Source organism: Halomonas sp. SH5A2 (assembly GCF_014263395.1).
Lineage (GTDB): Bacteria > Pseudomonadota > Gammaproteobacteria > Pseudomonadales > Halomonadaceae > Vreelandella.
In genome coordinates this window covers 954654-968270 of sequence record NZ_CP058321.1, presented here as the reverse complement: position 1 = coordinate 968270, position 13617 = coordinate 954654, and the positions used below count along the sequence as shown (strand labels likewise).

At 53.6% G+C, this 13617-nt stretch carries 15 protein-coding genes and 1 pseudogene; 3 read left to right on the top strand and 13 right to left on the bottom strand.

Annotation, left to right across the window (positions count from 1 at the left end; translation table 11 throughout):
- Positions 1-115: 115 nt before the first annotated feature.
- The 9 genes and pseudogenes from HXW73_RS04585 to HXW73_RS04545 all read right to left on the bottom strand — a co-directional run bounded on the left by HXW73_RS04585 (position 116) and on the right by HXW73_RS04545 (position 6953).
- Entirely contained in the window at positions 116-1756 is a 1641-nt protein-coding gene (locus HXW73_RS04585; protein WP_186255113.1) for an RNA-directed DNA polymerase, read from the bottom strand.
- Positions 1757-1869: 113 nt separating this feature from the next.
- On the bottom strand, positions 1870-2199 hold the full coding sequence (locus HXW73_RS04580) for a DUF427 domain-containing protein (RefSeq protein ID WP_186255112.1): 330 nt from the start codon (positions 2197-2199) through the stop codon (positions 1870-1872).
- A gap of 119 nt (positions 2200-2318) precedes the next feature.
- Positions 2319-2654 carry a zinc ribbon domain-containing protein YjdM gene (locus tag HXW73_RS04575; RefSeq protein WP_186255111.1) on the bottom strand — a complete coding sequence of 112 codons (336 nt, stop codon included), beginning with the start codon at positions 2652-2654 and terminating at the stop codon, positions 2319-2321.
- A gap of 95 nt (positions 2655-2749) precedes the next feature.
- A complete protein-coding gene (locus tag HXW73_RS04570; protein ID WP_186255110.1) occupies positions 2750-3799 on the bottom strand; it encodes a DUF2235 domain-containing protein in 1050 nt (349 codons plus the stop codon).
- A gap of 527 nt (positions 3800-4326) precedes the next feature.
- Entirely contained in the window at positions 4327-4614 is a 288-nt protein-coding gene (locus HXW73_RS04565; protein WP_186255109.1) for a helix-turn-helix domain-containing protein, read from the bottom strand.
- Complete coding sequence (locus tag HXW73_RS04560) at positions 4607-4921, bottom strand: type II toxin-antitoxin system RelE/ParE family toxin (RefSeq protein WP_240538711.1); 315 nt, start codon at positions 4919-4921, stop codon at positions 4607-4609. The genes HXW73_RS04565 and HXW73_RS04560 overlap by 8 nt, the downstream gene beginning before the upstream one ends.
- A 105-nt stretch (positions 4922-5026) precedes the next feature.
- Positions 5027-5134 (bottom strand): annotated as a pseudogene (locus HXW73_RS04555) (PhnA domain-containing protein); the annotation flags it as partial.
- A 58-nt stretch (positions 5135-5192) separates the two neighbouring features.
- Entirely contained in the window at positions 5193-5888 is a 696-nt protein-coding gene (locus tag HXW73_RS04550) for a haloacid dehalogenase type II (RefSeq protein WP_186255108.1), read from the bottom strand.
- A 171-nt stretch (positions 5889-6059) separates the two neighbouring features.
- The gene (locus HXW73_RS04545; protein WP_186255107.1) at positions 6060-6953 is read right to left on the bottom strand and encodes a dihydrodipicolinate synthase family protein; all 894 of its coding nucleotides are present in this window, start codon (positions 6951-6953) and stop codon (positions 6060-6062) included.
- A gap of 269 nt (positions 6954-7222) precedes the next feature.
- Between HXW73_RS04545 and HXW73_RS04540 the strand changes: the two genes are divergently transcribed.
- Positions 7223-8263 carry a nucleoside monophosphate kinase gene (locus HXW73_RS04540; protein ID WP_186255106.1) on the top strand — a complete coding sequence of 347 codons (1041 nt, stop codon included), beginning with the start codon at positions 7223-7225 and terminating at the stop codon, positions 8261-8263.
- Positions 8264-8297: 34 nt separating this feature from the next.
- Here HXW73_RS04540 and HXW73_RS04535 read toward each other — a convergent pair whose 3' ends face one another.
- A complete protein-coding gene (locus HXW73_RS04535; RefSeq protein WP_186255105.1) occupies positions 8298-8612 on the bottom strand; it encodes a hypothetical protein in 315 nt (104 codons plus the stop codon).
- Between the two features lie 51 nt (positions 8613-8663).
- Entirely contained in the window at positions 8664-9707 is a 1044-nt protein-coding gene (locus tag HXW73_RS04530; RefSeq protein ID WP_186255104.1) for a DUF3541 domain-containing protein, read from the bottom strand.
- 138 nt (positions 9708-9845) lie between these two features.
- On the opposite strand from HXW73_RS04530, the gene HXW73_RS04525 reads away from it, so the two are divergent.
- Complete coding sequence (locus tag HXW73_RS04525; protein WP_186255103.1) at positions 9846-10676, top strand: helix-turn-helix transcriptional regulator; 831 nt, start codon at positions 9846-9848, stop codon at positions 10674-10676.
- Between the two features lie 25 nt (positions 10677-10701).
- Positions 10702-11307: a LysE family translocator gene (locus HXW73_RS04520; protein WP_186255102.1), complete on the top strand. Its 606-nt coding sequence runs from the start codon at positions 10702-10704 to the stop codon at positions 11305-11307.
- Positions 11308-11543: 236 nt separating this feature from the next.
- Here HXW73_RS04520 and HXW73_RS04515 read toward each other — a convergent pair whose 3' ends face one another.
- Both HXW73_RS04515 and trpA read right to left on the bottom strand, forming a co-directional pair.
- Positions 11544-12536 carry an IS481 family transposase gene (locus HXW73_RS04515; RefSeq protein WP_186255101.1) on the bottom strand — a complete coding sequence of 331 codons (993 nt, stop codon included), beginning with the start codon at positions 12534-12536 and terminating at the stop codon, positions 11544-11546.
- Between the two features lie 238 nt (positions 12537-12774).
- Positions 12775-13614 (bottom strand): tryptophan synthase subunit alpha, encoded by an 840-nt coding sequence (trpA, locus tag HXW73_RS04510; RefSeq protein ID WP_186255100.1) that lies wholly within the window; start codon positions 13612-13614, stop codon positions 12775-12777.
- Positions 13615-13617 lie beyond the last annotated feature (3 nt).

The following is a 13617-nucleotide window of genomic DNA, read 5'->3' as shown; positions in this document are numbered from 1 at the left end:
GCTCTTAGCGTGCCTATTCAAATAGGTAATAATCGCAGGTAGTAATTGAGGAAAAAGAAGATCACATATACCTGGTATGTCTCTAGCTACGGTTCTAGGATCTTTGACTGGCAATCTATGAAATCGCATTTCTTTCTACCCAATCTATGTACAAGTTTTCAAAAGTCTGGCTACCTTTTTTCTCAAAACCAAGGCTCCATAAGTTGCTAATCGTTTTCTTTACTTGGTTTCTAAAATGCCTTCCTTCATCATCAAACTGATATGATGCCAGCCAGAGCATTCTTTGGACTTCAGGATTTAATGTATGCCAGGAATTCCTTACTTGAATAAATGACGGACGATCCCTCCAACACCTAAAGCAATCAATGCACGCTCGCTTAATCGCGCTTGAGTTTGTATTATCAAAAACCTCCTGATAAACATATCGAGATCTAATATCTGTTTTTTGATGTCTTAGTATACGTAAAAAATGTAAGCAATTAGCTTCAGGAAGCAAAAGGTGCTTAGATGTAAGTATAACGTTATCAATCAACTCATCAATTTCATGGAAAATGCCTTTATACTCATCATCCGATCGCAATGAACCTACACCTCTTATAATTGTAGACCATGACCCCCTAAACGAATGTAAATTAGATGGTGAGAGTAGAACTCTACAAAGATTCAAAGCCACACTTGTATCATGTAGTTTAAGAGTTCTACTAATCTGAGCTATCAAAAAGGCATCAGGTTGACTCTTATGAATCTCAAGCCCAAGGAGATGTTGCACATCTAATTTTTGCACTGTATCAACAAGCTCTTCATAATCTTCGTCCGGATTATCAGAATAGGGATCAAAGTGCAAATCAATTTCTTTTAACTTGCTTGCACTCCCGTCCTCTGAGAACAGTTGAGCATGAACAAAATTTTCATAATGCTGCGACTTCAATATTGTAGTTTTTGTTCTATTAAGTGACAAACCATAGTCCGCTAATGCATTAGAAAGTATTGATAAAAACTTATAAGCTTCAGCTTGGCTACTTGCAATCAGTGTGTAATCATCTACATATCTATGCCATACCACACCGGATTGTGTTAGCAGTTGATCAATAGAGGTCATTAACAATTCTGCTAAAATTCGAGAGCATTGCCCTCCCACAGGTAAACCAAATGAACGACCAGATGAAATCTTACTTAGCAACCGATCAACTTGAGTAGCTACAGTAGAATCTTTTTCAAAGAGATCAACTATGCAATTTTCAACTCTATGATGGTATATATGCTCATAAAAGCTTGATATATCAGTCTGTACCACATAGGAATTTGAGTCTTTTATTTTTGGATTATTTATTGTAGCTTCTTTATATGCTCTCCATGACTGATCCCTATCAAACAAACTATCTCCAACAGAAATAAACCTATATGAATGAGCAAACCCACTTCTATTGCCCTCATTTTCTTCTGCTATTGCTATCGCCAACCCATTTAAATATATATTCCAGAAAGGGTGAATTTTGGTAGATATTCTAAATCCACTCGCCCCAGCAGGAGATAAAAGCCTTTCCGTAAACACATTAATTGAATTTATCTTATCACTCGCATTACTTTTCCCACCTCTTTCTAAACCGCTAAAGAATTGATAAGCAACCTTAGCCAACTGTTCACTTTTATCTGAAATAAACCTATTATCGATATCAAATGGCAACATGTCATTGTCACCATGAGAGCCAATATCCTCTGCAGCTCTAACAAAATGCTCCAATCTCACTACTTGCATAATTTTTCCAATTATATACCATTTAAATGATTATTTAATTTTTAAAAATATGAGAAAAAGTATAATGATTTTTTAGCTCCATGATTTTTATCTGTCCAAGATACTAACCTGCACTACACTTCCACCTGAGAATCGCCACCAAACGCCACCCTACCCGCTAACGCTTCCATCACTTCAACCGGCTGCTCATAACTCCAAGCAACATCACTACTCTCACCCAGCGAGAAATACACCGTATTGCCTTTAAAGGAGCAATAGGTGGTCGTTTCTGAAAGGGTAAGCAAATCCATACGCACGTCTTCACGTGGGAAGTAGTGCCGTGGCGGATAGCCGGTTTCGCGGAGTTCGAGGGCTTGAGTGGAGTCGGCAATTAACTTGCCGTCCACATGCAACTGCACGCGCTGGCTAACGGGGTGAAGCTCGATGCGAGGTGCTTGTGGCATTAGATTGTTCCCTGCGGCGTTTATTTCGCTCTAGTAAATTCAGCTTAGCAGTTAACTTATGTTAAACATACCTTCGCAGATTAGCTTTTAGTGGTAGCGCTTGGATTGGAGAGAAGAATTCAGGCCTTCTTCACAAACTGGGCGGTGACCATCATGTCGCCAGCGCCGTCGACCTTGCAGTCCAGTTGGTGGTCCTTGCCTTCCTTGAGCCGTTTGATCACGGCTTTGGTGCCAATCTTGAGCACGATAGAACTACTTTTCACTTTGAGGTCTTTTATTAGCGTGACCTTGTCGCCTTCTGCCAGCAGGGTGCCGTTGGCATCCTTGACGGTAACCGCGTCTTCAGCGGCGGCCTCAGCAGGGTTCCATTCATGGGCGCATTCGGGGCAGATGAACAGGCTTTGGTCCTGGTAAACGAATTCAGACTGACAACGGGGGCAAGGCGGGCAAGACATAGTAATGGCTTCTGTGGTTTGATTAGCGGCTTATGATACTGCGCCTTGGCGGCCTTGGCGAATGGTGTCACGCCAATCAAGGTTGCCTGCCCTGCCTATTGCTCTGGTGGAGACAGGTGGGCATCGGTTAAGGTGCGTGGTCGGTAATCAAACGTTGTATCGCCCCAGCGCTTCCAGACACTGTCATCGATTGAAATATTGACCGCCGGTTTTCCCAGCATCCCTTGCGAATATTTTCGGTAGAATCGGCCGTCTTCTGCCTTGCCAATGCGTTTGAATTTGCCGTAAATCCCCCACAGAAACTCGGCGAAGGAATCTCTTGGCGCTGTCTTCCAGGCATCTTCGCCAACGTCGTATTGATCCACTTTCAGGCCAGCCTTTTCCGCCTTGCCTAACATCCAGCTCAGCGAAATATCGGCCAGTGTGTCGTCAGCGCCATACCCGCCGCCTACATTGGCGTGGGCGCCGATAAACCAGCGCTGCTCTACGTCCAGGTTACCCGCTTTTGGCTTGCCATCCGTGCTGGTCCAGAGCGATATGTTGTAGGTCGCTCTGTGTTCGTCCAGCGCCACCGCTTGATACGCACGATCGACAATGCTGGAAAGCTCCGTATCGTGCCAATCGTATTTGCTTCTAAACAGGTTGGTTCCGGGCACGCCCAGGGCACCAACGGTATCCCATATGCCCAGGAAATGAATCCTCGGCTGGCGGCTGAAGCTTTTCTTGAAATCCGTGCAAACGTCAGCGTCTGGGTGCAGCGCCTTGTCCCGATAAATGCTTTCGGCCTTATCGAGCAACCCTGGCGTGACCACATGCACTAACCCACATTTTCGTATCAGACCCACCAGGCTTCTGGCCGTGTATGCACCACGGCTAAACCCGAATATCCAGATCTCATCGCCTGCTTTGTATTGCCTCGCAAGCCAGTCATAGCCTTCGCGCAAATTTTTACTCAGCCCGACACCGAAGGCGCCGCCGCTGAAGCGCTGAAACCTAGATGTACCCACGCCGGGGTCGTAATAGAACCGTTGCCTTATATAATCATCGTGATCATGGATACGACGCGTAAGACGATAAACATTCGTCTGGTCTTCAGGGTCGTTCCACGTCCCATCAAATAGCAGAATCAGTTTTTGTTTTGTCATTGTGTTCCCCATGACGCGCACCCTTTACAGCGCTCATTAGTGCTAATGGAGGGACAGCGGATGCGCTATGTATTTTGGGCATAGCGCCAGCTGCGGCCTCAATATTATGTAACTAATTGTAGTCGAAAATGCTTTCCGCCACCTAGCCGTTAGTTGTCGCCAATTCGAAGCAGTGCCCGGCAAGCGGTTGCCTTTTCCAGCTTTCTCTACAGGCGAGCCAAGGGATATCGTCCATAGTAAGCAGACTTCTGGCAGGTCAACGATGCGGAGCGGCGTAACATACCTTGAGGGGAATGGGAAGGTTGTAATCGAAGTCGACATTATCGGCGCTAGTGGTGACAAGGGCGGTTTTCGGCCAGAGGGGGCCTACCCTTGCCGATTAGTTTTTAGTCGATCGCGGCTGTATTTTTAGGTGGGTGAATCATCACTTCCAACTACCGCCGCGGTTTTGCCAGCATTTCCGATGTTGGGGGCGTTTAGCGGTGCCCGAGAGTCACTGGTATCGTGAGCGATAGCACGTTGCTTTTTTAATGCAGCTGATCAAAGACTTCAGGGTGTTGCTCAGCAATACGCAAAAGGGCAACGGCAGGGCCTTGTGGCTCTCTTCGCCCTTGCTCCCAATCCTGCAAAGTACGCATGCTCACCCCAAGAAGGCCCGCAAAGGCGGATTGCGATAAATTCAGTTTATGACGAATGATTTTAGGGGGTGAAGGCTCGGCTAACTCGTGAGTTCGCAGCGCGACGTTGCCTTTTTTGAATTGCTTAATTTCATCAATTCCGTCGAGGATCTCTGCTCCTAGATTTCTATCAACCATTTTTGATGGCCTCCGCTATTTGCTTGAGCATGTGCCCAGGAATACTGGCACGCTCGGTTTTACTGTACAGCGTGAGCATCCATATCTCGTGGTCAGATTTTTTCCAATAATAGATAGCCCTGACCCCACCGCTCTTTCCCGAACCTGCTGATGACCAGCGAACCTTACGAACACCACCCGAACCTTTGATGAGGTCGCCCGCATCCGGTTTCTGCAGCAGATACACTTGCAGCCCACGGTATTCTTCATCCGTGAGGTAGTTCGGTAACAGCTTGGTAAACGCTGAGGTTTCGATGAATAACATCATTGAAATATACGGCAATGCCGTATCAATAGCAAGATTGGGTTAACAACGCTATCAATACTCTTACCTTGGGTAGAACACCTTGTGATAGCACGTATCACCGTTGATTCAGGCCTTCTTCACAAACTGGGCGGTGACCATCATGTCGCCAGCACCATCGACTTTGCAGTCCAGCTGGTGGTCCTTGCCTTCCTTGAGCCGTTTGATCACAGCTTTACCGTCTTGGTACTACTAACCCCAAAAACGCCCATGCCCTAACACATGTAGGGTGGGCTCACTTTATGAGGCGCTCGCTCAACGCGACGAGATCCTCAGCCACCACATCCCATGCTTCCTCGGCTTCTAAATCTTTACGCTGTTGTGGGCCATACTCTGTGCGACGGGGTATAAACGCCGTTTTCATCCCCAGTGCTCGGGCAGCACGCAGGTCAGAATTATGCGCCGCACATAGCATCACCTCTTCAGGGGGTAGGCGCAGCAGGTGGCATGCCCCTAAATAGACTTCCGGATCAGGCTTGTAGTGCTGGAATAATTCGGCGGAAAACACCATATCCCACGGTAGTTCAGCATAACGGGCAACATCCACCATCAGTGAGATATTACCGTTGGTCAGCGTTGCGATGATGTATTGCTCTTTCAAGCGCTGAAGGCCAGGTTGCACATCCGGCCATGGCTCTAATTGGTGCCAAAAGTGATTAACGCGATCAATAGTCGCCTCGTCTAGCGTCACCCCATGTTGCTTGAGTAGTTTGACCAGGCTTTCCCGATGCAGGTCGTCCAACCCCGTCCATGGAATTTCGCCTTTACGCACCCGATCCATAGAAGGCGCATAATGCTGACGCCATTGATCCGTCAACGCCTCACCGGGTAGCTCGATCCCCAACTCCTGCTCTAACGCCCGGAACTGGTTAATCAAACTGGAACGCCAGTCGACAATAGTACCGAACACGTCAAACACGATGGCTTTCATTAACGTCTCCCTGCCGTTGGGTGGTCATTAATAGTCCCAATAGTGTCATGGCGATCAGCAGGCTCCAGCACAAAGCCAGTTTTATCGGCGGTTCCGACTCTGCAACATAAGCCACCCAAGGGCCGTACCAGCACCAGAAGCCCGACGATCACTGCCACCATGCACACCATTTCAACTTAACAAAAGTTTATCCACAACGGTTTTAACTCTCTCGCGGGCTTCACCTTGCAGCGTTTTAAGAGGCTGGGGCAGGCAGGGTTGGCTTACTCTACCGGTAATTTCGGCGATGGTGGCGGCGACCCGGAGGCTGCCGCCGTAGTCACGGTAAAGCGCCCATAGCGGCTCGAGCGCTTGAGAGCGGGCAGTCGCTTGCTCGGCATCCCCTGCCTGGGCGGCGCGGGTGAGCGCCAGCGCGATGTCCGGGTATAGCCCGCCGATCACCGAGTACCAGGCATCGCACCCGGCGAGTAACCCTGTGGCGGCGGCCGGGTCGCCGCTGATGCCGATGGTCACGTCATTGGGGATTAACGCGCGCAGCCCTGCAACGCGCGCCTTGGCAGCGGCAAGGTCGTTCTGCACCGGGGGGATTTTGATGGAACATACCTGCGGCAGTTGGGCGATGCGCGCATGCAGTTCGTCGCTGAAGTTGAAGTGCGTGGTGCCGGGGTTGTCGTACACGCAGAGCGGCACGCTTAGCGAGCGGCAGACCGTCTCATACAGGCTGAATACTTCTTCATCGGTGAGTTTTTGATACGACACCGGCGCCAGCAGCACGCCGTTCGCGCCTGCTTGCTGGGCATGTTCGGCATTGATCAGCACATCGCGGGTGCGCAGCGCGCCAATACCGGCGATGACGGGCACGTTGGCGGCGCTTTCCACACTCAGCTTGACCACGCGGGCGCGCTCGTTACTGCTCAAGTAGGCGTAATTGCCTGTGGAGCCCAGCACGCCGATGGAGTCCACCTCTGCTGCTGCCAGGCGCGCCACTAAGCGAACAAACTCATGCTCGTAAATGCCCTGCTCGTTCATGGGAGTCAGCGGAAATGCGCTCAGGCCGGTCAACATGATGAATCATCCTTTGATGATGCTTGGGCCACAAAGCTCAAGCCGGGGTTGGGCAGAGGGTACGATCCCTCTTGGGAATAGGCGTCGCAGACACCTGTTTTACCACAGGTTAGCCTCCCGCCTGAATTGGACTCTCCCGGCGATGGGGGTATGATTCTGGTCGGCATTTTCATTTCTGTTGGCATTTTTATGTCTGCTGGCATGCCGGGTCGAGGTCGCTTTTGTCAGCAAACGCTCCCTCATATCAATCATCACACCAGGGAGTTCCTATGACCGACACCACACCGCATGACACCAATACGCTATTTATCGAGATCAGCGGCGCCGGCTTGCCGGAGGTCGATGGCCTTTATGTGCCTTCAGAGGCGCCGCCCGCCAAGTCGGAATCCGGTACTGTTTCCAGCACGGGGTTCTGGAACGGCAAGATGGCCTGGGACCGCGCCGATGGCAAAGCGGCGCGCAGCCCGGCTATTTCCTATTCGAATAGCTACAAATCCTGGCGTATTAGCCGTCTCGATGGGCATCTTGCCTATGAACTAACCTGCGACGATGAGCTGCCGCCCACCGACCGGCCCTGGAACGTGTATAAAATGGGCGTTGCCCCTGCTCCCAAGGTGGTTATCCATCACGTTGACCCGTGTGAGCCCTGCCCGGCGCCCAATGTGGTTTACGTACTGGGCGGCCCGGGTGCCGGTAAAGGCACCATGTGCGAGCTGGCCGATATTCAACTGGGCTGGACGCATCTCTCCACGGGTGATCTGTTGCGCGCCGAACAGCAGGCGGGTGGCCCGACCACCGAGGTCATCAAGGAATATATTGCGGCTGGCAAACTGGTTCCCAACGAGATCGTCGTTCGCCTGTTGAAAGACGCCATGGAGCGGACCACACGCACCACCGGCAAGCGAAACTTCCTGATTGATGGCTTCCCACGCTCGTTGTCCAACCTTGAGGCCTGGTACGAGGTCTTTGGCCGAGAGATGGAACTCCCGACCATGCTTTACCTTGAATGCCCTTACGAGGTTCTCGAGCAACGTATTCTTGGCCGCGCTCGCTATTCCGACCGGGCAGACGACAACGTCGAGGCCATGAAGCTGCGCTTTAACACCTTCAAAGCAGAGACGTTGCCCACCGTCGAGCTGTTCAAGCGTGAAAACAAGTGTGTCGAAATCGACACCAGCCAGGATCGCGAAGCGGTGTATGAAGCGATCTGCCAACAGCTTGCGCCCTTTACCGACCCGCAGTTGCTAGCACAACCTTACACCGAGAAAGCGGAAATACTGTTGGGATTAAAGCCCTACCCAGCCAGCTAGTAAGATGGCCCCGCGTACCACGGGGCCGTCACATTTAAAAGCCAATGCCCAGGCGCAACGCCTGGAGGCTATCAAACTCAACGCTAACCTCGTCAGAAAACACCGGGTGCCCCTGCACGGCCATATCCACGGTCGCTTGAGCGCCCTGATACGTAAGGGTGATGGCGATGTTGGCTGAGGTACTGATCGGTGCCGTCAGTCCGTACGTCACGTCATCGACGCTGATAGCCGACAGCCCGCGATCTTCCAGTTGCTGTTCAACTTCCTGTTGTACGGCCACGCCGTAATAGACGTACAGGCCAGCGTAACCCAGCGCCAGCACGATAATCAGTGAAAAGAGCTTTCCCATGTAAAATCCTCAAGAGTATGACGTTAGCATCACGCTGAGCGTCAGGCTTTTTCAGCGCCCGCCCCCATCCGAGAGGTCGGGGCCGGGATGCAGGCGGCCCGGCCAGCGTAACACCATGATCGCCAGAACGTTGCGATGTTCACCCCCCGCCAGGCTCCCTCGCCCCGAGGGCGATGGGATGATGCCGCTGGCCGGGTCTACCGCCGCCACAAGTGCCTCGCGCACCCGGCCCACCAGCGGATGGTCCTCGCGGCCGGCCAGCAGGAAGGCCAACGCCACCTCGGCTTGGATGTCGGCCGTGGCCCGGGTCAGGATGTCGGTTGCCTCCCGCTCCAGCGCTTCCAGCACCCAAGCGTGCACCGCCGGATCTACCTTCCGCTGGTAGTAGCGACTGTCAGCGATGACGAAGTGGGTCAGGCCATAGAGCCAGTTACGGTACTCGGTGTTGTCGAGCTCGGCGACTCGCTCGGGCGGATAGTGGCGCCGGAAGGCCGCCTCCACCTCCCGGCGCAGGTCCATCACGCCGAGCTGGTGCAGGAAGTACGCATAGTTGGCCACCTGAGCGGCATAGACCTCAATCACCTCCGGGTCGGTCAGGAAGGCCGCCCAGTCGACCTCTGCCTGGTAGCCCAGCGCCCGCTCGTGGTCCTCAATGGCTGGCAGCAGGCCGTGGTACTCGGCCTGGACCAGCCGGAACAGCAGCCCCCGGGCGAAGGCGATCTCCCCCCACTCACTCAGCATGTCGCGTCGGGCGCGCTGCTTGGCCGTGCGCTGGGAGTAGTCGGCAACGATCGCCCGGCTGCGGGTGGCCGCGTACCCGGGCTCGGCCAGGCCGACGATGTCCTCCTCGAGACTCGCCAGTAGACGCTCGCCGTAGGCTTGATTGAGGGCCCGCCAGCGCGGCTCGCCCGTCAGGCGGTAGAGCCGCTGGGCAAAGTGGCGCTGCTTGTCCTCGGACAGCGTCGGCAGCGCCTGCTCGTAGACCGCCTGGATGGCCAGACCGGCGTCGCGCTGGGCGTCACGTTGCTCATGCGGCTCGATGGCGGCGCAGCCGGCCAACACCAGCACCATCATGAGTGAAAAGAGCTTTCCCATTTAACATCCTTGGTGGTGTTCGCTAGCGATAGACCATCATTGCACAGTCGATGAGCAATTATGTACAAGCATCAGTGACATTGTCGGCATAAGCTAGGGCTGTGTTTCGAGGTGTTGGGTTTCATCAGGGAGGTCGGCATGAGCAACGCCAGCCGGTTTGAGTTCTTCAAAAGTCATCATGTGCCGACACTGACGGTGCTGAAGGCGGCTATTGAGGATTTCAGCTACGACCCGCATGCCCATGAGGAGTATGCCTTTGGCGTTACGCTGGCCGGGCGTCAGGACTTTTTCAGCGGTGGGCAGTTTCATCGCAGCCCACCGGGCAACGTGATTTTGTTCAACCCGGAGGACGTCCACGACGGGCATTCGGGCGGCGCGCAAGCGCTGGACTACCTGATGGTGTATGCCCACCCCGAGCAGGTGACGCCGCTGTTCGCCGAGGTACTTGGTCGCGAAAGCGCTGCGGGCTTCCGTTCCAATCAAACGCTGATTCAGGATGCGCCCCTGCGCCACGCCATTATCGAGCTGGCCCGCTTGGTGAGCACTCAAGCCGGAAGCTGCATTGACCAGGAGAATGCGCTTTATCAGGTGGTTGAGCGAACCGTTCAGCTAGGCGGCCATGTTCAACCCAGCCGCGTCACGCAACGCCCGGATGCCCTGCTGGGCCTGGCCAAGGCGTATATCCACGCCCACCTGGAAACCGATATGTCGCTGGATGACATCAGCCAGGCCGCGCATTTATCCAAGTACCACTTTTTGCGGCTGTTTCGCCAGCACTACGGCATGACGCCCCACCAGTACGTGATTAATTGCCGGATCAATGCGGCCCGTGTGGCGCTGGATCAAGGGGCGCCGCTGAATGAGGTGGCGTTGCGGTTTGGGTTTGCCGACCTTAGCCATTTCAATCGCCGCTTCAAGCGTATCTATGGCATGACGCCCCACCAATACCAGCGCGATATCGCGCGTTAGCCCTACCAAACTTAGAGGTTCCACCATGTTAGCAATCGTCGCCTATGCCCTGGGCGTCATGTACACCCCTGGGCCTGTGAATCTGCTCGGCCTGAACGTGGGCATCAATGGCCAGGCCAAACAGTCGGTCGGGTTTTGTCTGGGCGTGGGAATGGCGATGCTTGTGTACCTGCTGGTGTTGGGCTGGGCGGGGGCTGCCTGGATCAGTGGTAGCGCACTGATCGTGGTGAGTGCGCTGGGCTGTAGCTACATAGTGTACCTGGCCGTCAAAATTGCCCGCGCCAACGCGGATTTGGGCGAGCCTGACCATGCACCGCGCCTGCTGAGCTTTCGCGATGGGCTGGTGATGCAGTTGCTCAACCCGAAAGCCATTGTCGCGACCCTGCCCATCGCCACCCTTCAGTTTCCGGCGGCGGGTATTCAGGGCGTCAGCCTGGTGGTGTGGGCGCTGGGGCTGTCCGCCATGGCGGCGGGCGCCCCCGGCAGCTATGTGGTCATCGGCAGTTTGGTGGGGGATCGTATTAAAAGCACGCGGGTCGTGAAAGGCTTCAACTGGCTGATGGCGGGGATGCTGGTCGCCGTGGCGCTGTCGATTGGTGTTGAGCATGTCTGGGTGCCGCTTGTGGACTGAGGCTGCGCAGCAACAAAACGACGACTCTTGCGCTCTTCAACGGGTAATGACGCTTCTTCACTAACAAGCTTTAGATATATGGATAGTCCCGCCTTAATAAGCCACCCATATTACTGGTTTTTGTATTCTTCAAGTACACACTGCGCTTCCGCTTCAATGGCGTCCAACACCTCGTAAGGCACTTGGTAACGGAACTGCTTACGCCAGGTATTTTATTCACCTCAATAAGAAAATGTTCAGTAATTGTCGGGTCCCGCGTGATTAATTAGCCGTTTGTTAAATAACTCGGGGCGCTTAATTTGCCATTCTTTCATCGCTGAAATTGGTGATTGATGGTGCAGCGCCTTCTGGGGAATATGGTGATTATAAAGCCAATTGTAGCGCTTCAGTGTCTGCTCTAAATCCTCGCCTGATTCATACCGACGGGTGGCGAGAACGTCGCTAATACGGCCGTTGAAGCGCTCTACCATGCCATTCGTCTGAGGTCGCCCAGGTTTGATCAGGCGGTGCTCAATGCCTTTCTCTTGGCACACTTGGTCGAAGGGGTGGCGGCCACTCGGTTGTCGTTCACCCGCCCGCGTGAAGCGGTCCGTGAACGATTTACCATTGTCGGTCAGCACCGTCTGGATCTTGAACGGCACCTTCTCTTCCACACGCGTCATGAACGCTTGCGCGTCCTTAGAAGATTGGCTGTTCTTGATCTCTAAATACACCCAGCGAGTGGCCCGATCAATGGCAACGTACAAGTATCGCTTCTGCTGTTCATCAGGCATCTGCGGGAGATGCTTAATATCGATGTGTACATAACCTGGTTCATAATCCTTGAACGGCTTGGGCCGGGGCTTATGGTCATCGCCAGCATCTTGTCGGGCTAGTTCCGCCAGTGTCTGCACCTCGCGCCGCTTAAGCATACGGTGCAGTGCGGAACGTGACAAACGAGGATTCAAAAACTCGCGTGCCACAATTAACAGGTCATCCAAGCCAAGGCGCAGGAATTCACGGGCAGCAATCACAATTTCTTCCTGCTCAGGCGTTAGGGTAGCGAGCAGATTACGCCGCGTGTGCGGCCGGTCATGAACCTCATCACGGTACCGCCAGCGCCGGATCGTCGAATCGGTTACGTTAAACTGGCGCGCCAATTCACTATCACTGATATTGGCAGGTGCTGCCTGAATCTCAGCACGGATTTTGGGTGTCGTGGTCGCTTGCTTATGCAGTTTGATATCCATAGGCCTGCTCCCGGATGAATTGCTTTAGAAGCTCTCTAGAGGCTAATAGAGGATAACTTCTATAGCTCATGTGATCATCGGGGACCCTACAAGTAATCAACAAAAACATGATTTTTTATTAACCTAGCACAGTGCAAATACAGTGCCATTCACTTCAAGCCACAGGCTAAGAAGCTGGACAGATAAAAAAAGCAGGCTTGCATCACCTGCTTTCTCACACCTATATCAATCTCCAATTTTAACTGATCACCTGCTCTTCCACTTCCCTGCACGCCCTGACGCTTTCCGCCAGCTCGCTGACCAAGCCGTGCACCCGCTCAACGGCTTCATCAGGCGTGCTGGCGTGTTCGATGCAGTCCACTAGCGCGGAGCCGACAACGACGGCATCGCTGTAGCGGCCAATGGAGGCGGCTTGCTCGGCGGTGCGAATACCAAAGCCGACGGCGATAGGTAGCTCGGTATGTTCGCGCAGGTGGGCAACCGAGCTTTCCAGCCTTTCCGACGTGGGGGCATTGCCGCCGGTCACGCCCGCTACGGAGACGTAGTAGATAAACCCGGAGGCATTCGCCAGCACCCTGGGCAGGCGCTTGGCGTCGGTGGTCGGGGTGGCCAGGCGGATAAAGTCGATACCGTGCTGAAACGCTGGCTGGCAGAGCTCTTCGTCATGTTCTGGAGGCAGGTCCACCACAATCAGGCCGTCTACCCCGGCGCGGGCGGCATCGGTCAAGAAGCGCTCAACGCCGTAGCAGTAAATGGGGTTGTAGTAGCCCATCAGTACAATCGGCGTGGCGATGTCTTTTTCGCGGAAGCGGCGCACCATTTCCAGCGTTTTGGCCTGGGTTTGGCCATTTTTCAGGGCTCGCTGCGCGGCTTTTTGAATCGCGGGACCATCAGCCATGGGGTCGCTGAACGGCATGCCGAGTTCGATGATATCTACCCCGGCCGCGGGCAGCCCCTGCAGCAAGCGGCGAGAGGTATCGGCATCCGGGTCGCCAGCGGTTAAGTAGCTGACCAGCGCCGGGCGGTTTTGCTGCTTGAGGGCGTTAAAGCAGTGTTCAAGACGAGTGGATTTAGTCATTTT